Source organism: Phocaeicola faecicola (assembly GCF_013618865.1).
Classification (GTDB): Bacteria; Bacteroidota; Bacteroidia; order Bacteroidales; family Bacteroidaceae; genus Phocaeicola; species Phocaeicola faecicola.
Window position 1 is genome coordinate 1 of record NZ_JABSOE010000024.1, and the last position, 23360, is coordinate 23360.

Annotated in this window: 20 protein-coding genes; 10 read left to right on the forward strand and 10 right to left on the reverse strand. The window is 50.3% G+C overall.

Going from position 1 to position 23360, the window contains the following annotated elements; all coding sequences use genetic code 11:
• Positions 1-263: 263 nt before the first annotated feature.
• From H3001_RS08230 to H3001_RS08240, 3 genes are read right to left on the reverse strand one after another with little or no spacing between them, the layout of a single operon-like run.
• Complete coding sequence (locus H3001_RS08230; RefSeq protein WP_181214667.1) at positions 264-1787, reverse strand: hypothetical protein; 1524 nt, start codon at positions 1785-1787, stop codon at positions 264-266.
• Complete coding sequence (locus H3001_RS08235) at positions 1787-2827, reverse strand: HlyD family secretion protein (RefSeq protein ID WP_181214668.1); 1041 nt, start codon at positions 2825-2827, stop codon at positions 1787-1789. The genes H3001_RS08230 and H3001_RS08235 overlap by 1 nt, the downstream gene beginning before the upstream one ends.
• A gap of 12 nt (positions 2828-2839) precedes the next feature.
• Positions 2840-4144 carry a TolC family protein gene (locus tag H3001_RS08240; RefSeq protein WP_181214669.1) on the reverse strand — a complete coding sequence of 435 codons (1305 nt, stop codon included), beginning with the start codon at positions 4142-4144 and terminating at the stop codon, positions 2840-2842.
• A 198-nt stretch (positions 4145-4342) separates the two neighbouring features.
• On the opposite strand from H3001_RS08240, the gene H3001_RS08245 reads away from it, so the two are divergent.
• Positions 4343-5146, forward strand: a complete 804-nt coding sequence (locus H3001_RS08245) for a helix-turn-helix transcriptional regulator (RefSeq protein WP_178244667.1) — start codon at positions 4343-4345, stop codon at positions 5144-5146.
• 82 nt (positions 5147-5228) lie between these two features.
• On the opposite strand, the gene H3001_RS08250 is transcribed toward H3001_RS08245, so the two are convergent.
• The 5 genes from H3001_RS08250 to H3001_RS08270 form a co-directional block, all read right to left on the reverse strand.
• Complete coding sequence (locus H3001_RS08250) at positions 5229-5813, reverse strand: Maf-like protein (RefSeq protein WP_178244666.1); 585 nt, start codon at positions 5811-5813, stop codon at positions 5229-5231.
• A 92-nt stretch (positions 5814-5905) separates the two neighbouring features.
• Positions 5906-6424 carry a KdsC family phosphatase gene (locus H3001_RS08255; RefSeq protein ID WP_178244665.1) on the reverse strand — a complete coding sequence of 173 codons (519 nt, stop codon included), beginning with the start codon at positions 6422-6424 and terminating at the stop codon, positions 5906-5908.
• A gap of 27 nt (positions 6425-6451) precedes the next feature.
• Positions 6452-7240 (reverse strand): Rossmann-like and DUF2520 domain-containing protein, encoded by a 789-nt coding sequence (locus tag H3001_RS08260; protein WP_178244664.1) that lies wholly within the window; start codon positions 7238-7240, stop codon positions 6452-6454.
• Positions 7241-7300: 60 nt separating this feature from the next.
• On the reverse strand, positions 7301-7624 hold the full coding sequence (locus H3001_RS08265; protein WP_178244663.1) for a hypothetical protein: 324 nt from the start codon (positions 7622-7624) through the stop codon (positions 7301-7303).
• 14 nt (positions 7625-7638) lie between these two features.
• Positions 7639-8178, reverse strand: coding sequence for a nitroreductase family protein (locus H3001_RS08270; protein WP_181214670.1), 540 nt, complete (start codon positions 8176-8178; stop codon positions 7639-7641).
• A gap of 520 nt (positions 8179-8698) precedes the next feature.
• Here H3001_RS08270 and H3001_RS08275 point away from each other — a divergent pair.
• Entirely contained in the window at positions 8699-10918 is a 2220-nt protein-coding gene (locus H3001_RS08275) for a beta-N-acetylhexosaminidase (RefSeq protein WP_246368528.1), read from the forward strand.
• A 117-nt stretch (positions 10919-11035) separates the two neighbouring features.
• On the opposite strand, the gene H3001_RS08280 is transcribed toward H3001_RS08275, so the two are convergent.
• Positions 11036-11800 carry a TrmH family RNA methyltransferase gene (locus tag H3001_RS08280; protein WP_178244661.1) on the reverse strand — a complete coding sequence of 255 codons (765 nt, stop codon included), beginning with the start codon at positions 11798-11800 and terminating at the stop codon, positions 11036-11038.
• Between the two features lie 110 nt (positions 11801-11910).
• On the opposite strand from H3001_RS08280, the gene tamL reads away from it, so the two are divergent.
• The 8 genes from tamL (at position 11911) to H3001_RS08320 (ending at position 21175) form a co-directional block, all read left to right on the forward strand.
• The gene (gene tamL / locus H3001_RS08285) at positions 11911-14223 is read left to right on the forward strand and encodes a translocation and assembly module lipoprotein TamL (protein ID WP_181214671.1); all 2313 of its coding nucleotides are present in this window, start codon (positions 11911-11913) and stop codon (positions 14221-14223) included.
• A gap of 167 nt (positions 14224-14390) precedes the next feature.
• On the forward strand, positions 14391-15365 hold the full coding sequence (locus tag H3001_RS08290; RefSeq protein WP_181214672.1) for a GNAT family N-acetyltransferase: 975 nt from the start codon (positions 14391-14393) through the stop codon (positions 15363-15365).
• 43 nt (positions 15366-15408) lie between these two features.
• The gene (locus tag H3001_RS08295; RefSeq protein ID WP_178244658.1) at positions 15409-16419 is read left to right on the forward strand and encodes an aldo/keto reductase; all 1011 of its coding nucleotides are present in this window, start codon (positions 15409-15411) and stop codon (positions 16417-16419) included.
• Between the two features lie 127 nt (positions 16420-16546).
• Positions 16547-16951, forward strand: coding sequence for a methylmalonyl-CoA epimerase (mce, locus tag H3001_RS08300; protein WP_178244657.1), 405 nt, complete (start codon positions 16547-16549; stop codon positions 16949-16951).
• Between the two features lie 97 nt (positions 16952-17048).
• Positions 17049-18602, forward strand: coding sequence for an acyl-CoA carboxylase subunit beta (locus H3001_RS08305; protein WP_178244656.1), 1554 nt, complete (start codon positions 17049-17051; stop codon positions 18600-18602).
• A 26-nt stretch (positions 18603-18628) separates the two neighbouring features.
• On the forward strand, positions 18629-19558 hold the full coding sequence (locus tag H3001_RS08310) for an OadG family transporter subunit (protein ID WP_181214673.1): 930 nt from the start codon (positions 18629-18631) through the stop codon (positions 19556-19558).
• Positions 19559-19580: 22 nt separating this feature from the next.
• On the forward strand, positions 19581-20012 hold the full coding sequence (locus tag H3001_RS08315; protein ID WP_178244654.1) for a biotin/lipoyl-containing protein: 432 nt from the start codon (positions 19581-19583) through the stop codon (positions 20010-20012).
• A gap of 2 nt (positions 20013-20014) precedes the next feature.
• Positions 20015-21175, forward strand: coding sequence for a sodium ion-translocating decarboxylase subunit beta (locus H3001_RS08320; RefSeq protein WP_178244653.1), 1161 nt, complete (start codon positions 20015-20017; stop codon positions 21173-21175).
• Between the two features lie 217 nt (positions 21176-21392).
• Here H3001_RS08320 and lepA read toward each other — a convergent pair whose 3' ends face one another.
• Entirely contained in the window at positions 21393-23174 is a 1782-nt protein-coding gene (gene lepA, locus H3001_RS08325; protein WP_181214674.1) for a translation elongation factor 4, read from the reverse strand.
• Positions 23175-23360 lie beyond the last annotated feature (186 nt).

Below are 23360 nucleotides of genomic sequence, written 5' to 3' on the forward strand. Positions count from 1 at the left end.
TAGTTTGATTCCCTAAGATACAAAAAATTAGGGAAACGGGCAAGTTCTGACTTAGTGAAGTTAGGGCTTGCCCGATTTTTTTTGCAGACACAAAAAAGGCCATCTCAAAGTATTTTGAGACAGCCTCGTTACATTTGAGCATCCTGCTCCACTACTATTATTTTAACCCATATATGAATCCGGTTCTAAAGCTTCAGCCTCGGAGCAACAGCACGATACCCTTCCAAATTCAAGAAAAAACCATAGCCGAGGCATCCATCATCTCACTCCTCGTGAAAACGTATTTTCCGCCAAAGCCGATAACTCAGCAGCACGGCCAGAAAGACAGTTCCCAATACACATACATAGCCGAACAGTCCCTTGATACTGGTCAGCACGGTCTGCCGGACCACCTCCCCATACAATTCCTGTACCGGAACATTCTGCACCTTGTCGATGGTCCGTGCCAGCAATCCGATATTCTCCCCCTGAAGAATCCGCAGCCAGCGGTTCAAGATGGCCGTTCCCAAGGGAGTAGCGATGCTCGTACGGATAAAGCTCAATACACACAGTCCCTGAAAGAAATGCTTGAACGGAACACTTTTCGCCACATAAATTGTCAGTGAGATATACAGAATCCCGTGGCCGACCCCTTTCAGAAAATTCGGGAAATACAGACTCTCGATATTCAAATTCGGATCAATCAGAAAATACATGCAGTACTGATAGACGACAATCAGAATAAATCCTAATGATATCAGGAACTTAAATCCCTTCCGCAGCACCACCTGCCGATAAAATACCACCCCATCCCCTACCAGAATGCCCACAAAGACATACCAGTTCAACGATACCGCATTCAGCATGTCAAAGTTCAGGATCGATCTCATGAAACGTTCCTGCAATACCGAAGCGGTAGTCAGGAACAGACACAGTGCCAGAAACAAGACCAGAATAGTAGGGAAATGACGGTATCCGAACACCTCTGGAGAAATATAAGGGCGGGACACCCGGTGCATCCGGTTGATGCTGACCAGTATCAGTACCACGGCAGTCACCAAAGCCGCACGTATCCTCGCACTGTCCAGCCAATCGTAATAATCCCCATAGATACAGACAAACACCACACAGAACAGCACCACTCCCCAAAGCACCCCTCCCAGCCAGTCGATTCCGTAAAGAGGCGTTTTCCGCTGCATCCGGACATGCTTGGTCAGGAAAAACACACAAAGCCACACACACGCCAGCATTCCAATTACAAACCAATGCATATAGCGCCAGTTCGCCCAGTCGCTTATCTGTATCGTCACCAGTCCCGAAAGCTGGATACTCTCCAGCACCACGATATAGATGACCGGATAAAAGACCGAGAAATTTCCGGACGGAGTCACACTCAGGCGAATATTGGAAAAACATTCGAAGGTTCCCCACATCCGGAAAAATCCGGAGACAAAACATACCCCAATCATCACATAGATATTCTCGACATGCAACATCATCAGGTTGCACGCAATCAGTACCGGACAGACCACCATGAAAATCATCCGCGTCGTAAACCGGCTTTTCAAGCGGAACAAAATCGGAAAAATCACCGTCATCCCGATAAAGGAAGCATATCCGGCCATTGTCACATCCTCCTGGATGCATCCCAGTGCACTCGACATCTGGAGTGCCGCAGGAAGAAAGACACCGCCATTGAACTGAAATACCATTGCAAAGAACAACGATAAGACAATACATGCCCCCGTCGGTACACTGTCCTTAAAATACAGGACCTTGGGACGGTTGGAAAATACAAGCCAGCGCATCAGCGGTTCACTTTAACGGTACACTCCACATTCATTCCCGCCCAAAGACGATTCAAGTCCTCCGGACGGTTATTCTCCGTAAACTCAATGCGCACCGGAATCCGCTGTTCCACCTTCACAAAGTTGCCTGCCGCATTATCCTGAGGAATCAGCGAATACGCCGCTCCCGTTGCATCCGAAATGGAAGCAATCCTTCCCTCAAAGACAATTCCCGGAATGGCATCCACCCGAACCTCCACCGGCTGCCCCGTTCTCATATCCGTAGTCTGTGTCTCCTTATAATTCGCTATCACCCACTTGTCGGTACCGTCCACCAGCGTCACCAGCGTTTCTCCCTGCTGCACCAGTTCCCCTTCGTGAATGTTCTTCCGTCCCGTTACCCCGTCGGTAGTAGCCACGATAATCGTATAAGACAAATTCAGCCGGGCCAGTTCCAATGCAGCCTCAGCCAGTTTGATGGCCGCCTCGTTCTGGTCCAGACGCTGTATCTGCTCCTGCTTCAAGAGATTCGTAGACTCCTTCTGCCTGAGCAGCTGCTCATAACGAGCCTTGGTAGCCGCATAATCCGTCTCTACCCGGTCAAACTGCTGGGGGGTCACTGCCTCCTCCTTCACCAGTTGCTGATAACGCTTGTAATCCGTCTCCGCATTCTGCAGCCGGATACGCTGCTCCTCAATCGCCGCATCCGTCACCCAAATATTGTTCTGCGTCGTATTGATCGTAGTATGCATCGCACTCTTTCCGGCCAGTACATTCTTATAGTCCGCAATGGCCTGCGCCAGCTTCAGCCGGTATTCCGTATCCTCTATGATTACCAGCGTATCCCCCTTGCGGACCTGCTGATACTCCTCAAAGCAGATTTTCTTGATGAATCCCTGCACCCTCGTACTCACCGGAGACAAGTGCTGTTTGACCTGTGCATTGTCTGTAAACTCCACATTTCCAAGATGTACAAACTTGGCACATACCCATCCGATTCCAGCTACAATGATTAATGATATGATGAAATTAGGAATTACTCTTTTCTTATTCTGAATCATAGTCGTCTTACATTAAAGGGTTCCTGTTAACTTTTTAAGTAAATAATACTGATACAATATTCCAATCTGATAATTAGCCAGCTGCAGTTCCATATCCAGCTGCGTATTGCTTGCGTCCAGCATGTCAGTAATCAGTGCCAGTCCGTTCAGGTAACGGTGCCGCACGATCCCATAATTCTCATGAGCCAGCTGCACGCTTTTCTGCTGCGTCCGCAAACGGATATACGCCTCATTCAAGTCCACATAAGCTGCATGAATCGAATTGTCGACTTCCTCGGCCACCTGTTCTTTTGCCATCTCAGAGCGCATGATGGCAATTTTAGCCTGCTTCAGTTTCTTGTGACTTTTGAAGAGCGAATCAAAGCTGTACGACACACTGACCCCCGCAAACCAATATGCAAAATTATTGTTCAGCGGAGGAACCTCCACCAGAATCGGTCCGTTCAGTTCACTGGTCAGCGAGACATGCACCCGAGGCAGACGTTCGGCCCGGATCAGGCGCTCCCGGTTTCTGGAAAGCGCGATTTCCGTATCCGCCAGTTGCAACCTTGGAGCCTCCTTCGACGCCCATCTCCAGTCCTGCTCACTGAGCGAATCCACCTCGGCCACCAGCAGTGAGTTTTTATCAGGCACAATCTGCAATCCCTGATCGAGGCCCAGTGCCGTCAGCAACCGGTAATTGATCTTATTGATTTCATTCTCGGTAGCCGTCAGCCGGAGCTGAATGTTCTGCAGCTGCAGCTCATAGCGGGTAATGTCACTCTTCAGTGCCGTTCCCTGCCGGTAAGCCGCCTTCATATCCTTCACCAGAATCTGCGTCTGCTCCACATTCCGTTCGTAAACCGTCCGCTGGTTGTTCAACTGAAACAGGTCGAGATAATATCCCAGAAGCAGAAAACGAAGATCCTGTTGTGTAATACAGTACTCATGTCCGGCTGCCTCTGCCTCCAGCCGACTACGTTCAATGCCCCGGGATATTTCTCCACCTGCATATATCACCTGAGAAGCCTTGACAACGAAGGTGTTTCCCCAGTGCGGCATGTCCGCATGAATTCCTCCGGAAAAATCACGTTCCGTCATGACCCCGTCACCGATATAATTCAGTTCCACCTGCGCTCCCACCGAAGGCAAACGGTCGTTTTTCGCAATCCGTATTCCCTGTTCCGCCTCACTCATCCTCAACCGGCGCAGCTGAAGTTCCGTGCTGTTGCTGTCCGCAATCCGGAACATCTCCTCAATCGTCAGCAGTTTTTCCTGCGCCTGCAGGGCCATTGACAGTCCCAATAAACCAATACCTATTACATTCCGCTTAATCATTGCAAATATATTTATCCATTATCCTTTATTCTTTTCCCTCCGGTCTGCACATTCATCCTGACAGTAAGCCACTGAAAGACTGCCCTTACACCTAAGAACGAGCCTTCAGATTTTTGATGCGCAAAATTAATCCATTAAATTTGTACCGGATTTGCATATTAAGCAATAATATTATCCATTTAAGCCATATCACCACTCATGAACCACGAACAGATAAACTACCTTGGCATTATCAGAGAATCCGAAGTCCACGAAATTCTGGTCAAGAAAACCGGATGGGAAGACATCCACATCACCGAACACATCCATCAAAAATTCCAAATCATCTATACCCTCTCGGGTACCCTTCACGTATACATCGGAAGCACCAGCTACTTCGTACCCGAAAAGCACATTGCCTGGATTCCGGCCCACACCGCCCACCGGCTTACCAGCAACAACCGTCAGGCCTCACTGGTCATTTTCTATGCCAGTCTCCCGCTGCCCCTGCCCTCAGAGGCCCAGTCGCAGTTTGCCATCTATCCGGTCAACCCGCTGATTTCGGAAAACCTGAAGTTCCTGGCCACCTTCGTTCCCTCCATCAGTCAGTTGCAGCACCCCGACATCTACCAGTACTCCATCAGTTTCTTCCGCATGCAGGCAAGCATCTGCCCGCATACGAAGAGACTCTTCAAGAATGTTGTACTGTCGAACGACTCCCGTCTTCCTGCCATACTGGAATACATGACCGACCACCTGCAGGAGGAACTCAAGATAGGAGACGTGGCTGCACAGTTCGGACTGTCTGTCCGCAACCTCAGCCGGCTGTTCAATGCATCCGGCATCCATTTCTGCAACTACCTGAACCGCCAGCGCATCATCCGTGCCATCGAACTGGCCTCCGACGGAGAGAAAAACATGAAGCAGGTAGCCTATGAGGTCGGCTTCAACATCCCCACTAACTTCAACCGGGTCTTCAAACAGGTAACCGGAATGTCTCCCAGCGAATTTCTGAAAAAATAAGCAGCCCCTTAAACACACAGAAGCGGTATACCGACAATCTTTCTGTCGATATACCGCTTCTGCCCTGAATCGCCGCACCGGCTTACAGTCCCTTCAGTTCCCTGTACAGACGCTGCACCGGAAGTCCCATCACATTGAAGTACGAGCCCTTCATTCCCGTGACACCGATGAAACCGATCCACTCCTGAATGCCGTACGAACCCGCCTTGTCCATCGGCGCATACTTGCTGACATAATAGTCGATTTCCTCTTCCGACAAGGTATCAAACGTAACCTCCGTTACGGCAGCGAACGACTTCTGGAAGGCCTGCGTCGTAATGCAGACTCCCGTAATGACCTGATGCGTCTTTCCTGAGAGCAGACGCAACATCCGGGCAGCATCAGCCGCATCACGAGGCTTGCCCAGCACCTCACCGTCGAGATACACAATCGTATCTGCCGTAATGATCAGGTCGTCCTCCTGCATCACCGCCCGGTAGGCAGCTGCCTTTTCCGATGCAATGTACACCGGAATCTCCTCCCCTTTCAGGGAATCGGGATAGCTCTCGTCGATGCCCGGAAGCACCTTCACCTCATAATCGATTCCCAGTCCCCCCAGCAGTTCCTTCCGCCTTGGAGAGTTGGAAGCCAATATAATCCGATATTTCCTTAAATTATCCAGTACCATTTTCTTGTTTATTTTTGAATATCCCGCTGCAACAGACATTCAGCCGTTCCGGCGTTCCGCTGCAACAGACACTTGTTCTACGATTGCAGCACTTACCAGCCGAAAGCCTTTTCTTCTTCCATCCACTTTCCCTGTGCCCGCAACACCTGTTCCACCACATCACGGCCACAGCCATATCCACCGTTCCGGTGCGAGATATAACGGCATACCGACTTGATTTCAGGAGCCGCATCCGCCGGACAGCAAGGCAGTCCCACCAGTTTCAGCACCTCATAATCCGGAATGTCATCACCCATATAAAGCACCTCCTCCGGCTTCAGGTCGTACTTCTTCATCAGTTCGGCATACTCCCGCGTCTTCACCGATGCCCCCAGGTACACATCCTGTATACCCAGACCCTCGTAGCGTTTCCGGACCGCCTCCGTCCGTCCGCCGGTAATAATCGCCACATGCAGTCCGCATTTCACAGCCAGTTGCAAGGCATAGCCATCCTTGATGTTCACCGTCCGCATCGGTTCCCCGTTCGGATGCAGCACAATAGTCTCCGCACTCAGTACGCCGTCCACATCAAAAATCAGCGCCTTTATTTTCGTCAAGTCATAATCTATCATACTTTAGTCCTTCTTCTTTATGATTTCTTACTCTTTTTCAGATGAATACTTATAAATATTGCGACTCACCAGCCGGTAAATCTCCGCCAGTTCCGGTTCGTCTGCCAGCATGTTCAGATGCCCGTCCATTACCTGGACATCGTTCCGCTGAGCCGGTCCCGTCTGCCCCGCCACCGGAGCCATCTCATGTACCTTCCGTGCCGTCTCGTCGATAAGGGGATACATTGCCTCAAAAGGCAGTCCGTGTGCATCCAGCAGATGCTTGGCCACCGCATACATGTGGTTCGAGAAATTGCAGGCAAACACCGCCGCGATGTGCAGAAAACGCCGCTGTTCGGAAGAAGCCTCGTAAGCCTTTCCTCCCAATCCGACCGCCAGTTCCATCAATGCCTCACTGTCTTCCTTGCGAAGTGCCTCCACAAAAAAAGACACCGTGGTAAAATCGACCGGCCGCTGCTTGCTGAACGTCTGCATCGGATACAGCACACCGTAACGGTCGGCTTTTCCTTTCCAGACATCCATCGGCACACTGCCCGCCGTATGTACAAACAAGGCTTCCCGGTTCACCTTCCCCAGTTGCGCTGCCAGCACAGGCAAAGCGTCGTCTTTCACCGAAACCACATACAGATCCGCCTCAGCGGTAACATCCTCCATGGCAACCGTATAGCTGCAATGCAACTTTCCGGCAAGTTCCGAAGCCGACGCCTCCGTACGACTGTATACCTGCACAATGGAGTACCCTGCCCGCGACAAGGCCTCTCCCAGGTGCGTAGCCACATTTCCGGCCCCTATCAAAACAATCCGATTCAAACTCATTTTCCAGATTCCTTCCTGTTAAAGTGATTACAAATATGCTTCAGATACCTCTCCCTGCAGTCATTTACGCGAAGAGAACCAGTACAGCAAGCCCCCTACCGCCAGCAGCGTCACCGGAAGCAGGTAGCCCGACATCTGTCCCAGCCAGCGGATGACCAGCGCAATGTTCTGTATCAGCCACACTGTCAGCAGAATCAGGCCCACCGACTTGTCGGCCTTGAACCAGAGAAAGACCACCGCCGCACAGAGCAGCACCGTATCCTTCTCCATTACCCACGGCAGTCCCATGGATGCAAAAGAAATCCACCCGTTAACCAGATGGAGCAGCCCCGTCAGTCCCAGAAAGACCGCCAGGGCCCGGTAGGTATCGTGTTGATTTGCCATTTTCGCCGACACGTTTATTTTCCTCCGTACTTATTGATATGTACCTTCTCCCACTGCAGATGCTCCTCGTCGAAGGGCTTGCGTTCCATTCCCTTGTGTCCGATGGCAATGATGGAAAGCACCTGCAACTGCAACGGAATGTCGAGTATTCCGTGTACATACTCATCCGAAGACATGCCGGTAGCAGCAGTAAACCGCTCACGCACCTGTATCCAGCAGCTGCCCAGTCCCATGTCTTCTGCCTGAAGCTGAATCAGGATGGAAGCCACCGAGGCATCCTCTATCCAGACATCGCTGGCCAGCGGATCGGCCATCACCACAATGGCCAGTGCGGCATCGGCCAGGAAAGCCGCCCCGTGTTCTTTGCACCGTGACAGTTTATCGAGCGTCTCCTTGTCGTCGACAGCAATGAACTGCCAACTGTTTGAACGCTTGGAGGTAGGCGACATCAATGCCGCCTTCAGCAAGGTTACCACTTCTTCCGGAGCCAGTTCCTCGGAAGTAAACTTGCGCATGCTGCGCCGCAGCCGGATCAAATCACTGAAGTTTTCCATTTTCGTATTTTTCTGTATTAATGACGCAAACTTACGTATTTTCGGTGGAATAATCTAATAAGTCGGCCAATTTGCTTTTCGTAAAATGCCCCGGTCGCCTTGCTGCCAAATTAATCCGGCCGCCACATATTCTTTCCCGTTACACCGGATTTATTTCGGTGAAAGAAGATACATACCCTAACTTTCCCCGCCAATCCAATACGCTACGGCGCCGATTTATCAGTTGCCGACGCTGATTATCCAAACCACGCCGGCAAACAAATTACAGAAGTAAGCCACACGCTTTTTGCATTTACAGACATCCAGGTTTCTTCCTTTATCGCCACACAAATTTTAAAGAATCAAGGAATTTCACTATATTTGCATTTCACGCAAATAATAGGATACGGTCCGGCAAAGCCAGAATAATAAAACAATGCTTCCTTTTGTCTCTGCCTCACCTTTTCGTATATTTGCAAGTGTAACCATGCAATTGTTGTTGCATTTATCTGATACATTCACTATTGTTAAACTTAAAATCATGATGATTCACCCATCCACCCCCCGACTCATAGGCAAAGGAATCATAAGTTGCCTGCTCGCATGCAGTCTCTCTGTTGCAGACGCACAACCCGTTTCCATCATTCCCCAGCCTGTCCAGGTTACTCAGAACGAAGGAAATTTCACGCTGACAGCCCAGACTGTCATCGGTTATGAAAAAGGCCTCCAGGAACAGGCCGAATACCTGCAAGACCTCCTCAGCCGCTCGACCGGCTGGGACCTGACCGTTCAGGAAGGTACCAGGAAAGCCGATATCCGCCTCAGCCTTTCCCCCTCACAGATTAAGGACAGCGAAGGCTACCGGCTGGAAACCAATCCGAAAGGAGTCACCATCTGCGGAGCCGATGAAGCCGGTGTATTCTACGGCATACAGACCCTGCTGCAGCTCTTCCCCTCGGAGGTATACAGCCGCGAACGCCAGCGCAATGTCAGCTGGACGGTTCCCGCCGTTTCTGTCTACGACGCTCCGGAACGTCCCTGGAGAGGCATGATGCTCGACGTAGCCCGCTACTTCTACGACAAGGATTTCGTCAAGAAATACATCGACATGATGGCCATGTACAAGCTGAACAAGCTGCAGTTCCACTTGATTGACGACTCCGGATGGCGACTGGAAATCAAGAAATACCCGCTGCTGACCGAAATCGGAGCATGGGCCGGTCCCGACAGCAAACGGCTGGGCGGCTACTATACCCAGGAAGACATCAAGGAGATCATCGAATACGGAAGACTGCGCAACGTGGAGATCATTCCCGAAATTGAGTTCCCGGCACACATGCTTTCGGCCGTAGCGGCCTATCCGTGGCTGTGCTGTACCGGCGAACAGCATGAAGTGCCCGTCCAGCATTTCATCAGCCGTGACCTGCTGTGCGTAGGAAAGGAAAGTTCCTATCAGTTCCTGAAAGACGTACTCGACGAAACCGTGGCCCTCTTCCCCTCACACTACATCAACATCGGAGGAGACGAGGCCGTATATACCCGCTGGGAAGAATGTCCGCGCTGTCAGGAGGTCATGAAACGCGAGGGACTGACAAAGGCTTCGGAACTGCAGGGCTATCTGACCAACGTCGTTTCGGACATGATGAAGGAAAAGGACCGCACCGTCATCGGTTGGGAAGAAATCATACAACGGGGAGAGGTTAAGAATCCGGTAGTGGCACTGATGTGGCACAACGTAGGCGACAGTATTCAGGCTACCCGTACGGGACACAAGGCCATTCTGACTCCTGCTACCCACATGTACTTCGATTTTGCCGAGAGCAAGACACCCGGCGAGATCAAGGCAGCGGGATGGATGCCCCCTATCTCTCTTGAGAAATGCTATTCGATGGAAATCAATGATTACTCGCCCACTTCCACCGTCATCGGGGTACAGGGCTGCCTCTGGTCCGACCAGTTCATTCACGGCACCGTACTGCAGGAACTTCCCCTGCTGAATGAGAACCGTTCGGAGAACTATGCCGAATACCTGACCTTCCCCCGTCTGCTTGCTCTCTCGGAAGTAGCCTGGGGTAAGATGGCCGACCGCAACTATGCCGACTTCCAGTCGCGTATCCGCTATCATTATGCCAAACTGGACCATAAGGGCTGCCATTACCGCGTGCCCGAACCGGAGGTTACGGACATGAAGGAAAACAGTAACGGAGAAACGGAGATTACTCTGAAATCAAACGTAGAAGGAGCCCGGATCCTGTATACCACCAACGGACGGTACCCGAGCATTCATTCTGCCGAATACAACGGACCGGTGCGGGTGGCCGACAAGAATGACTTCCATGCCATTACCGTAGTCGACAACCACCACTACTCATTGCCGCTGTATTTCGCCCCCGATTACTCGGCCTATAAGGAGTACGGTGAATTTGTATACAACTGGAATCCTGCCGGCAACCCCAATCTGCCCAGTCCGCTGAAGATTGAGTGTACCGGAAAGATTTCCGGCAACGGTGACTACGAGCTGTCGTTCATTCACACCAAAGGCAACGAGAAACTGACCATTCATTCGTTCAGCCTGCTGAAACGGGACGAGAAACTCGCCGGATCGAAAGAAGAAAAACAGGTCGGTCCACAGGCTTCCGTAGCTACCTACAGCTTCTCGGTAGACCAGTTTGAGGCCGGAACACCTTTCCTCCTCCAGCTGGAGTGGAGCGGAGAAAACGGTACTTACCCTTCGGGACTGATTTTCATCCGTAAAAAATAAACCAAGCATCCTTGACAGCGCCGCTGGGCCGTCAAGGATGCTTTTTCTTTTTACTAACCAAACTTACTTCTAGAATATCTGTGTCTGCTGCCAGTAGTTTCCCTAACAGACTTCTTTTTATTTCACAGTCGCCCTGCGGCGGAATTCCGAGCAGACCACAGCCGTAGCCACCGCCACGTTCAAGGACTCACTCGTCTCCCTGCCCTGCGGATAATTCGGAATCAGCACCTTGCGGTTGACCAGAGCTGCAATCTCACGGCTGATGCCATTTCCTTCATTGCCCATCACAATCACCCCCCGGTTCTGCAGGTCGTGCTCATACAGATTCTCCCCGTCGAGGAAGGTGCCGTATACCGGCACATCCCGTTCTGAGACCTTCCGGATAAACGCCTCCAGATCCACGTAATGCAGTTTCACGCGGGCCACTGCCCCCATCGTAGCCTGAATCGCTTTCGGATTGTAAATATCCACTGTACCCGTGGAGCAGAATACATGCTCAATACCAAACCAGTCGGCAATGCGCACAATGGTTCCCAGGTTTCCCGGGTCCTGCACATCATCGAGGGCCAGGCACAACGATCCGGACACCTCTTCGGGCGTCCACTTCCATTCCGGCTGTCCGAAAACCGCCAGCACCTCCTGCGGCGTCTTCAGCAGACTCACCTTCGACAGTTCCTCCCGGCTCACCTCATACACCTCATCGGCCTGAATACCGGCATGCTCTTCCAGCCACTGACCGGTGGCCACCACCAGACGACAAGGAAAAATCCCCAACAAATCACCGACCAGCTTATTCCCTTCGGCAAGGAAAGCCTGTTCCTGTTTCCGGTTTTTCTTCAGTTCCAACGAGCGTATATATTTGATTTTATTTTTACTGAGCATGACTAACAAGTTGATAAAAATAACAATTATTCACGTACAAAGCTAAGAAGATATTTTTAATAAATTGGTATCTTTGCACATAATTTTGCATTAAGATTCGATATTCCGGCATGAAGATAAAAGTCTATTTATATATCTGTTGTATGTACCTGCTTCTGGTGTTATCCGGATGCTCAGTCAATAAATTTATCCCTCAGGACAGTTATCTGCTGGACGATGTCAAGATAGAATCCGACAACAAAGAAATCAAGCCTTCCTACATGACGGCCTACGTGCGCCAGAACCCTAACGCCAAGTGGTTCAGTCTGGTAAAGATACCGATGTACATTTACAGTGCCTCCGGACAGGACTCTACCCGGTGGATTAACCGCCTGTGGAGACGACTGGGAGATGCCCCTGTCATTTACGACAGGGAACTGGCTCAGGAAACCCGTCAGGAGATACAGAAAGCCGTACAAAACATCGGTTATATGGGAGCATCCGTCACCGTACGGGAAACCCCAAAAGGCAACCGCATGAAAGTCTGCTACCAGATTACCTCGGGCGAGCCCTACGTGATTGACTACATCGGATACGACATTGACGATGCACGGATCAACGCCCTGTTCCGCGACGACTCCATCCGTATCAACCTGCAGAAAGGCATGCGCTTCGACGTCAACCAGCTGGATGCCGAACGCCAGCGCATCACCCAGTACCTGCAGGACAGAGGATACTACCGGTTCAACAAAGATTTCATCACCTTCCAGGCCGATACCATCCTGAACACCCACAAGATTGACCTGACCATGCAGATTGCTCCTTTCCAAAGGCTCAAGGAAGACTCTCCTTCCACCCACCAGCAATACACCGTCAGGGAGGTCAACTACCTGCTGGATACCGACCCCACTTCCCTCTCGGAAGAAAGTTTCGGCCAGCTCCACAGATTCTCGACCGACCACATACAGATCTATTATAACAACAAGATGTTCCTGCGCCCGAAGGTACTGGAAGAAAGCAATTTCATCACCAAAGGGCAGTTGTACCAGAGCCGGGACGTACAGAATACCTATGCTTCCTTGAGCCGGCTTCACATACTGAAATACTCCAACATCCGTTTCCGGGAGGTATTGCAGAACGACAGTGCCTTTCTGGATGCCTATGTGACCCTTTCACGCAACAAGAACAAGTCCATGGAATTTGAGATTGAGGGTACCAACTCTGCCGGCGACCTGGGAGCCGCTGCCTCGGTCACCTTCAACCACCGCAACCTGTTCAAGGGGTCGGAGTCCTTCTCGCTCAAGCTCAGAGGGGCTTATGAGGCCATTACCGGACTGGAGGGCTATGCCAACAGCAACTACATGGAATACGGGGTGGAAAGCAGCCTCAACTTCCCGGAATTCATGTTCCCTTTTCTTTCTTCCGACTTCAAGCGGAAAATCAGGGCAACCTCAGAGGTCAGTGTGAAGTACAACTGGCAGATCCGTCCGGAGTTTGAGCGTACCCTGGCATCGGCAGCCTGGAGCTATCACTGGACACGGAGGGGAAAGGCTACACACCGGTTCGACCTGCTGGACATCAACTACATCTACATGCCCTATACCTCTCCGACGTTCGAGGAGTATCTGGACCGGATGGACGAAGTGAATCCGTTGCTGAGACACAGCTACGAAGACCTGTTCATCGTGCGCCTGGGCTATACCTATACGTATAACAGTGCCGGAGCCAGTACGATGCAAACGGCCAAGCGAAACTCTTACTCCATCCGTCTGAACATTGAAGAAGCCGGAAACCTGATGTACGGAATCTCCAGACTGACTCAGCGGAAAAAGAGTGATGACGGCATCTATCAGCTGGCCAATATCAACTTTGCCCAATACGTGAAACTCGATTTCGACTATGCGAAGAATTTCATGATCGACGAGCGCAATGCCCTGGTCTTCCATACCGGAATCGGTGTGGCCGTACCTTACGGCAACTCCAAGAGTCTGCCTTTCGAAAAACTCTATTTCTCGGGAGGAGCCAACAGTGTCCGCGGATGGGGCATCCGTACCCTCGGACCGGGTACCTACCAGGGAGATGCCAACAGCATCGATTATGTCAATCATACGGGAGACATCAAGATCGACCTGAACCTTGAATACCGGACCTTGCTGTTCTGGAAACTGAACGGTGCCCTGTTCATCGATGCCGGAAACATCTGGAACATCCGTTCGCAGGGAATCTATTCGGAGGGTGTGTTCCGGTTCGACCGCTTCTACAAGCAGCTGGCCGTATCCTACGGACTGGGTATACGCTTCGACCTCGACTTCCTGATCCTGCGTTTCGACGGAGGTATGAAGGCCATCAACCCGATGGAAAGCGGACGCAACCGTTTCCCGGTAATCTCTCCTAATTTCAAGCGGGATTTTGCCTTCCATTTTGCGGTGGGATATCCGTTCTAGGAGTCCGTCAGCGAAGCAGTCCACGGGGGTATTCCCCGCCCCGGATTCCACCGGTGTCCGACAAGAATCTTCCCGTACAGTCAGAAAATGCAGAATCGGTTTGGTCGTCTATACAGATTTTTCTATATTTACCCCATGACAGATAATGCAGATTAGATGCTAAGAATATGGCCATCCGACTAACGACATACGAAGACTCCAGAAACATACCCGATTTGCCCGGTACCAATATCTTTCACTCTACGGCACTTTTCCGGGTATTGGAACAGACACCGGGATACCATCCGATCCTGCTCGTCGCTTCGGAAGCAGGAAAACCCATTGGAAAACTGCTGTGCATCACCCGGTATAATTTCCGGATGTTCCACTTCATCCGCAAAACGTATGTATATGGCACCGGAGAATACTTCAGTTCCCGTTACAAGAGGGAGGAAATCTTCAATGAAATGCTGAGTTATTTTACCTCCCGTCTGGGAAACGACTCTTTCCTGATAGAGTTCCGCAACCTGGAGGAACCGCTCTTCGGATACAAGTATTTCAGAAAGAACCATTATTTCCCGGTAAAATGGCTGAGGGTCCGGAACTCCATCCACCACGCAACCATCGACAAGTGGATGAGTCCCTCCCGGAAGCGCCAGATTGCGCGCGGCCTCCAGAACGGAGCCACTATGGAAACCGCAAAATCGACTGAAGAAGTGACCGAATTCTTCAAGATGCTGAAAAAATATTACTCACACAAGATTTACCGGTACCTGCCCGACCTTAATTTTTTCCTTCACCTGCAGGCACACCCGGAACAGCAGCATTACGGCAATATTTTCCTGATCCGCTACAAACATAAAATCATCGGAGGTGCAGTCTGCCTGTACTCCGGAGATACGGCCTACCTGATTTTCTCCGGCGGAATGAGAAAGAGCTATGCCCCGCAATATCCCGGTGTGCTGGCGGTATGGAAGGCCATGATTCACGCCCGTCAGCTCGGATTCAAGCATTTCGAATTCATGGACGCCGGCCTGCCCTTCCGGAAGTTCGGCTACCGCGACTTCATCCTGCGGTTCGGAGGAAAACAGTTGAGCAGCCGCAGGTGGTTCAAGGTGAAATGGAACTGGCTCAACCGCCTGCTGATACGGCTTTACATTTAAGAAACGACATCCATTCAAACTTATATTAATAAAGAATACCACTATGAAAGAACCTGTTTATGCAGCTGCCGGAAACCGGTATGACTGCGGTATGCAATATCGGCGTGCCGGAAAAAGCGGAATCCTGCTGCCGGCCGTCTCACTGGGACTGTGGCATAATTTCGGTGACGTAGACACCCTGTCACTGAGTCAGAAGAAAATCCATTATGCCTTCGACCACGGAGTGACTCATTTTGACCTTGCCAACAACTACGGCCCTTCTTACGGATCGGCCGAGGAAACCTTCGGCAGCATCATGCAGCGCTCGATGGCACCTTACCGAGATGAACTGTTCATCTCTACCAAGGCCGGCCACGACATGTGGGAAGGTCCTTACGGAATCTGGAACTCCCGCAAGCACCTTATGGCCAGCCTCGACCAGAGCCTGAAACGGATGAGACTGGATTATGTAGACATCTTCTACAGCCACCGGTACGATCCGGAAACACCGCTGGAAGAAACCCTGCAGGCACTGACCGATATCGTACGACAAGGAAAGGCACTGTACGTGGGACTGTCCAAATATCCGAAGGAACAGCTGGAAATCGCATACCGGTTCCTGAAAGAGAACCGTACCCCTTGCCTGCTGTATCAGGGACGGTACAGTCTGCTCGACCAGGCAGTGGAAAAAGAAGGCATCCTGGAGGAATCGGCCGCACAGGGAAGCGGATTTATCGCATTCTCTCCGCTGGCACAGGGACTCCTCAGCGACCGTTACCTGAACGGCATTCCGGAAGACTCCCGCATTGCCCGGGGAGGATACCTGAAAAAGGAGGCCCTGACCGACAAGGTACTCTCGCAGATTAAGGCCCTGAACCAGGTGGCTCTCCGCCGGAACCAGACACTCGCAGAAATGTCTCTGGCCTGGTTGCTGCAGGACAACCGGGTGACCTCCGTCATTATCGGAGCCAGTTCAGTTGAACAGCTGAAAGACAACCTGAATGCCTTATCGAACACGAACTTCGCTCCCGAAGAGCTGCAGGAAATACGGCAAATTACGGAATTGCAGGAATGAAAAAAAGCGTTATCGGAAGAAAATTAATTAAAGAAAGATTTCATTATTCGACACATTTTTCTTTTCTTTGTGCAAATGAAAACACTTACTTTAGATTTTAATACCAATAAAAAAACAACAAACAACCATGAAAATTTCCCACATTGAACATTTGGGCATTGCGGTAAAAAGTATCGAAGAAGCCCTTCCTTATTACGAAAACGTACTTGGATTGAAATGCTATAACATAGAAACCGTAGAAGACCAGAAAGTAAGAACAGCCTTCCTGAAGTGCGGAGACACCAAAATCGAACTGCTGGAGCCTACCTGTGAAGAAAGCACCATCGCCAAATTCATCGAGAACCGCGGCATGGGCGTGCACCATGTAGCCTTTGCCGTAGAAGACGGCGTAGCCAACGCACTGGCAGAAGCAGAGTCTAACGGTATCCGTCTGATCGACAAGGCACCCCGGAAAGGGGCGGAAGGATTGCAGATTGCCTTCCTTCACCCGAAATCAACGATGGGGGTACTGACCGAACTTTGTGAAAAATAAATACAGATGATGAACCTGACAAGACTGATCCTGATGACAAGATAATCTGCCAGGTTCATCATTCTATTATTCATTAATTTATTAAAATTCTAATACCATGAGTAACCAACTCGAAAAAGTAAAGGAACTGATTGAACTGCGCGCCCAGGCTCGCTTGGGCGGTGGGGAAAAGGCCATCGAAAAACAACACGCCAAAGGTAAATATACAGCCCGCGAACGCATCGCCATGTTATTGGATGAAGGCAGTTTCGAGGAAATGGACATGTTTGTAAAGCACCGCTGTACCAACTTCGGAATGGACAAGAAACATTATCTGGGCGACGGTGTCGTTACCGGATACGGAACCATCGAAGGACGTCTGGTGTATGTCTTCGCACAGGATTTCACCGTTTCGGCCGGATCACTGTCCGAAACCATGTCACTCAAGATCTGCAAGGTCATGGATATGGCCATGAAAATGGGGGCTCCTTGCATCGGTATCAATGACTCGGGTGGTGCCCGTATTCAGGAAGGTATCAATGCACTGGCCGGTTATGCAGAAATTTTCCAGCGCAACATCCTGGCATCTGGTGTTATTCCGCAGATTTCAGGTATCTTCGGTCCCTGCGCAGGCGGCGCCGTATATTCTCCGGCACTGACCGACTTTACGCTGATGATGGAAGGTACTTCATATATGTTCCTTACCGGTCCGAAAGTAGTCAAGACCGTTACGGGAGAAGACGTTTCTCAGGAAGACCTGGGAGGTGCCAGCGTACACTCTACCCGCTCGGGAGTAACGCACTTTACTGCCTCTACTGAAGAAGAAGGACTGGCACTCATCCGCAAGCTGTTGAGCTACATTCCGCAGAACAACCTGGAAGAGCCGCCTTATGTAGACTGTACTGACCCGATCGACCGTCTGGAAGACTCACTGAACGAAATCATTCCTGACAGTCCGAACAAGCCGTACGATATGTACGAAGTCATCGGCGCCATTGTTGACAACGGCGAATTCCTGGAAGTACAGCGCGACTATGCAAAGAATATCATTATCGGTTTTGCCCGCTTCAACGGCCAGTCGGTGGGTATCGTAGCCAACCAGCCTAAGTTCCTGGCAGGTGTGCTCGACTGCAATGCATCCCGCAAAGGTGCCCGCTTCGTCCGTTTCTGCGACGCCTTCAACATTCCAATCGTATCACTGGTAGACGTTCCGGGATTCCTTCCGGGTACGGGTCAGGAATACAATGCAGTCATCCTGCACGGAGCCAAACTGCTTTATGCTTACGGTGAAGCTACCGTTCCTAAGGTTACCATCACCCTGCGCAAGTCTTACGGTGGTTCACACATCGTGATGAGCTGCAAGCAGTTGAGAGGTGACATGAACTACGCATGGCCGACCGCTGAAATCGCAGTAATGGGAGGTGCCGGTGCAGTTGAGGTATTGTATGCCAAGGAAGCGAAGGAAGCCGCCGATCCGAAGGCATTCATGGCTGAGAAAGAAGCCGAATACACCAAGCTCTTCGCCAACCCGTACAATGCAGCCAAGTACGGCTATATCGATGATGTGATTGAACCGCGTAATACCCGTTTCCGCATCATCCGCGCATTGCAGCAGTTGCAGACCAAGAAGCTGAGCAATCCGGCCAAGAAGCACGGTAATATTCCTTTGTAATCTAACCTTTCAAAATCTGATTAATTATGACTAGATATAAAATTGGAATATTTCTTTCACTGATGCTTTTGATCGGGTTCAGTTCGTGTACAGAACAGAAATCGAACAACAAACTGGTGATCAACGAAGTGCTGGTGGACAACCGGAGCAACTTCCAGGATGATTACGGGGTACACAGCGGATGGATTGAAATATTCAACCGGGCATACAGCAGTGCCGACCTGGCAGGATGCCTGCTGAAAGTGAGCAGCCAGCCGGGTGACACCATCACTTATTTCATTCCGAAAGGAGACGTACTGACCAGCATCAAACCGCGTCAGCATACGCTTTTCTGGGCGGACGGAACTCCGCGGCGCGGAACGTTCCACACCAACTTCGTACTCAGCAAGACCGAAGCCAACTGGATCGGACTTTATGATTCGGGCAAGAAACTGCTGGATGAGGTAGTGGTTCCGGCCGGTGTACTGAAGGCCAACCAGTCGTATGCACGCATCAGTGACGCTTCGGCAGAATGGGAAGTGAAAGACGACAGTGCTGAAAAATACGTGACTCCAAGTACCAACAACAAGACCATTGAGAGCAATCCGAAGATGGACAAGTTCGAACAGCACGACCCTGCCGGTATCGGTATGGCCATCTCGGCAATGAGCGTCGTATTCTGCGGACTGATTCTGTTGTATCTTTGCTTTAAGTTTATCGGTAAGGCAGCCATCGCATTGCGCAAGCGGAATGCCATGAAGGTACATAACATTACCGACAAGGCAGAAGCCAAGGAAAAAGGACTGGGAGAAGCTCCGGGCGAAGTGATTGCAGCCATCTCCATGGCCCTCCACGAAGCACAGGGAGCCGACCACGATGTGGAAGAAACGATCCTGACCATCAGCCGCGTAAAACGAAGCTACTCTCCGTGGAGCTCGAAGATTTACACGCTGCGTGAAACCCCTCATAAGAAATAATCTCCTTAATGAACAAATAACCATGAAAGAATATAAATATAAAATAAACGGCAACTTGTACAAGGTTGTTGTGGGTGACATCGAAGACAATAACGTACATGTAGAAGTAAACGGTACGGCATATACTGTAGAACTGGAAAAGCAGAACAAGCCAAAAATCAAACCCGTAGTGCGTACAGCGGCTACAACTCCGGCTGCTCCACCGGCTGCTACCATTACCCGTCCGGCCCCTGCAGGAGGCAAGTCGGGAGTCAAGTCTCCGCTTCCTGGCGTAATCCTTGAAATCAAAGTCAAGGAAGGAGATATGGTAAAACGCGGACAGACCCTGATGATACTGGAAGCCATGAAAATGGAAAACGACATCAAGTCAGACCGTGACGGAAAGGTCACTTCAATCCGTGTGAGCAAGGGAGAATCTATTCTTGAAGGTACAGACCTTATAATCATTGAATAATTATGGGAGAATTTTTTAGCTTTCTACAAAATAACCTGGCCGATTTCTGGACCTATACCGGCTTCTACAATGCCACTCCAGGACATCTCATCATGATCCTGATCGGTATCGGATTCATTTATCTGGCCGTAGCAAAAGAGTTTGAACCGATGCTGCTTATTCCCATCGGTTTCGGTATTCTGATCGGAAACATTCCTTTCAACATGGAGGCCGGACTGAAAGTCGGGCTGTATGAAGAAGGATCAGTTCTTAATATCTTGTATCAGGGGGTTACCTCGGGATGGTATCCGCCGCTCATCTTCCTGGGCATCGGAGCCATGACGGACTTCTCCGCACTGATATCCAATCCTAAACTGATGCTGATTGGTGCGGCTGCACAGTTCGGTATTTTCGGAGCCTACATGATTGCTCTTGAAATGGGATTCGACCCGATGCAGGCAGCTGCCATCGGTATCATCGGTGGTGCAGACGGTCCGACAGCCATCTTCCTTTCTTCCAAATTAGCCCCTAACCTGATGGGAGCCATTGCCGTATCAGCCTACTCCTACATGGCCCTTGTACCGGTCATCCAGCCGCCTATCATGCGCTTGCTGACTACCAAGAAGGAAAGACTGATCCGCATGAAGGCTCCACGCGCCGTATCGCATACAGAGAAAGTGATGTTCCCGATTGTGGGACTGCTGCTGACCTGTTTCCTGGTACCTTCCGGTCTTCCTTTGCTGGGTATGCTGTTCTTCGGTAACCTGCTGAAGGAAAGTGGCGTTACACGTCGTCTGGCAGAGACTGCCCGCGGTCCGCTGATTGATACCATCACCATCCTGCTGGGACTCACGGTAGGTGCCTCTACTCAGGCATCTGAATTCCTTACCTGGGACTCTATCAAGATTTTCGCTTTGGGAGCATTGTCATTTGTCATTGCAACCGCATCAGGTGTCATTTTCGTGAAGATTTTCAACCTGGTATTGAAGAAAGAGAACAAGATCAACCCGCTTATCGGAAATGCCGGTGTATCTGCAGTTCCTGACTCGGCACGAATCTCACAGATAATCGGTCTGGAATATGACCCGAGCAACTACCTGCTGATGCATGCAATGGGTCCTAACGTAGCCGGTGTAATCGGATCGGCTGTGGCTGCAGGTATTTTGCTGGGATTCCTTGTATAAGTCCCGCTTCTTTATCGCCTGTTAAACTGTAGTAAAATAATGTAGATTGGAGAGTCATATCAAATTTCTTCGGGAATTGTATATGACTCTCCTTATTTTATGAGGTTATCTGCCTGGGAAAGACACTGAGCATCACCTACAGAAAAAGGAGCTACTGCACACCGCAATAGCTCCTTTTCATATGTATTCCGAAGGATTCTTCCTTCCTCAATCTTCATTAATCCAGTTTCAATACTGCAAGGAAAGCCTTCTGAGGAACTTCTACCGTACCGATCTGTTTCATACGTTTCTTTCCTTTCTTCTGCTTTTCGAGCAACTTACGCTTACGGCTTACGTCACCACCGTAACATTTTGCAGTCACATCCTTACGGACAGCCTTGATGGTCTCACGGGCAATAATCTTTGCTCCGATGGCCGCCTGAATGGCAATTTCAAACTGCTGGCGCGGAATCAGTTCCTTCAACTTCTCACACATCCGGCGTCCCAGGTCATAGGCATTATCGAAATGTGTCAGTGTAGACAAGGCATCGACCGATTCACCGTTCAGCAGAATATCGAGTTTCACCAACTTCGACGGACGGAAGCCCGACTGATGATAGTCGAATGAAGCATATCCTTTTGAAATACTCTTCAGCTTATCATAGAAATCTATTACGATTTCCCCAAGCGGCATCTTGTAATGCAGTTCCACACGGTTTCCCGAAATATAATCCTGGCGTACCAGTTCTCCACGCTTACCCAGACACAGTGTCATGATCGGACCGATATAATCGGTAGTGGTAATGATGGACGCATCAATGAACGGCTCTTCGATATGGTCAATCAGCGTAGGATCAGGCATTCCGCCCGGGTTATGCACTTCCTGTACCCCACCCTGCTTGTCGTAAATCATATACGATACGTTGGGCACAGTGGTAATGACGTTCATGTCAAACTCGCGGTCGAGACGTTCCTGCACGATTTCCATATGGAGCAACCCAAGGAAGCCGCAGCGGAAACCGAATCCCAAAGCCAAAGACGACTCCGGCTGGAAAGTCAACGAGGCATCGTTCAACTGCAGTTTTTCCAACGAAGCACGCAGGTTCTCATAATCCTCGGCCTCTATCGGATAAACTCCCGCAAAGACCATCGGCTTCACTTCTTCGAATCCTTCGATTGCCTTGTCGCAAGGACGGGCAATGTGCGTAATGGTATCTCCCACCTTCACTTCCTTCGAGGTCTTGATGCCCGAAATAATATATCCTACGTCACCCGTACGCAACTCGTCACGAGGAATCATATCCATCTTCAATACTCCGACTTCATCGGCATCGTATTCCTTACCGGTATTGAAGAACTTCACCTTGTCTCCTTTCCGAATGACTCCGTTTACTACCTTGAAATAAGCAATGATTCCGCGGAAGGAGTTGAATACCGAGTCGAAAATCAGCGCCTGCAATGGAGCCGACTCATCCCCAACGGGATGCGGAATGCGCTCTACTACCGCCTGCAGAATATCTTCCACACCCATGCCGGTCTTTCCCGAAGCACGGATAATGTCTTCCCGCTTGCAGCCCAGCAGATTGATGATTTCATCCTCCACTTCTTCGGGCATTGCACTGGCCATATCACATTTGTTCATGACCGGAATGATTTCCAGATCGTGTTCCAATGCCATATAAAGGTTGGATATGGTCTGAGCCTGTACTCCCTGAGACGCATCCACCACCAGCAATGCGCCTTCGCAGGCCGCAATGGAGCGGGATACTTCATAAGAAAAGTCCACGTGCCCCGGAGTGTCAATCAAGTTCAGGATGTATTTTTCTCCCTTATAATTATATTCCATCTGGATGGCATGGCTCTTAATCGTAATACCGCGCTCACGTTCCAGATCCATATCATCAAGCATCTGTCCTTCGGTCACTTTCACCGTCTGAGTATACTCCAGCAAACGGTCCGCCAAAGTAGACTTACCATGGTCGATATGGGCTATAATACAGAAATTTCGGATATTTTTCATTCTAAAATATATGTAATTCTAATTTTAAATTCGTTCAAAGAATCTCTCTGGGACCACGTTAATGCATATAACACATTACGGACTAGTCACATGTCGCCTAATTTGATGCAAAGATAGATATAAAAAATGAGATATCCTTACTGTCTGTTAAAAATCACAAGGAGTTCTTTGGAAGGATGAGACTCG

Coding starts and splice junctions, on each gene's coding strand:
- H3001_RS08230 (WP_181214667.1), bottom strand. CDS start 1,787: ATGCGCTGGCTTGTATTTTCCAACCGTCCCAAGGTCCTGTATTTTAAG.
- H3001_RS08235 (WP_181214668.1), bottom strand. CDS start 2,827: ATGATTCAGAATAAGAAAAGAGTAATTCCTAATTTCATCATATCATTA.
- H3001_RS08240 (WP_181214669.1), bottom strand. CDS start 4,144: ATGATTAAGCGGAATGTAATAGGTATTGGTTTATTGGGACTGTCAATG.
- H3001_RS08245 (WP_178244667.1), top strand. CDS start 4,343: ATGAACCACGAACAGATAAACTACCTTGGCATTATCAGAGAATCCGAA.
- H3001_RS08250 (WP_178244666.1), bottom strand. CDS start 5,813: ATGGTACTGGATAATTTAAGGAAATATCGGATTATATTGGCTTCCAAC.
- H3001_RS08255 (WP_178244665.1), bottom strand. CDS start 6,424: ATGATAGATTATGACTTGACGAAAATAAAGGCGCTGATTTTTGATGTG.
- H3001_RS08260 (WP_178244664.1), bottom strand. CDS start 7,240: ATGAGTTTGAATCGGATTGTTTTGATAGGGGCCGGAAATGTGGCTACG.
- H3001_RS08265 (WP_178244663.1), bottom strand. CDS start 7,624: ATGGCAAATCAACACGATACCTACCGGGCCCTGGCGGTCTTTCTGGGA.
- H3001_RS08270 (WP_181214670.1), bottom strand. CDS start 8,178: ATGGAAAACTTCAGTGATTTGATCCGGCTGCGGCGCAGCATGCGCAAG.
- H3001_RS08275 (WP_246368528.1), top strand. CDS start 8,699: ATGATGATTCACCCATCCACCCCCCGACTCATAGGCAAAGGAATCATA.
- H3001_RS08280 (WP_178244661.1), bottom strand. CDS start 11,800: ATGCTCAGTAAAAATAAAATCAAATATATACGCTCGTTGGAACTGAAG.
- tamL (WP_181214671.1), top strand. CDS start 11,911: ATGAAGATAAAAGTCTATTTATATATCTGTTGTATGTACCTGCTTCTG.
- H3001_RS08290 (WP_181214672.1), top strand. CDS start 14,391: ATGGCCATCCGACTAACGACATACGAAGACTCCAGAAACATACCCGAT.
- H3001_RS08295 (WP_178244658.1), top strand. CDS start 15,409: ATGAAAGAACCTGTTTATGCAGCTGCCGGAAACCGGTATGACTGCGGT.
- mce (WP_178244657.1), top strand. CDS start 16,547: ATGAAAATTTCCCACATTGAACATTTGGGCATTGCGGTAAAAAGTATC.
- H3001_RS08305 (WP_178244656.1), top strand. CDS start 17,049: ATGAGTAACCAACTCGAAAAAGTAAAGGAACTGATTGAACTGCGCGCC.
- H3001_RS08310 (WP_181214673.1), top strand. CDS start 18,629: ATGACTAGATATAAAATTGGAATATTTCTTTCACTGATGCTTTTGATC.
- H3001_RS08315 (WP_178244654.1), top strand. CDS start 19,581: ATGAAAGAATATAAATATAAAATAAACGGCAACTTGTACAAGGTTGTT.
- H3001_RS08320 (WP_178244653.1), top strand. CDS start 20,015: ATGGGAGAATTTTTTAGCTTTCTACAAAATAACCTGGCCGATTTCTGG.
- lepA (WP_181214674.1), bottom strand. CDS start 23,174: ATGAAAAATATCCGAAATTTCTGTATTATAGCCCATATCGACCATGGT.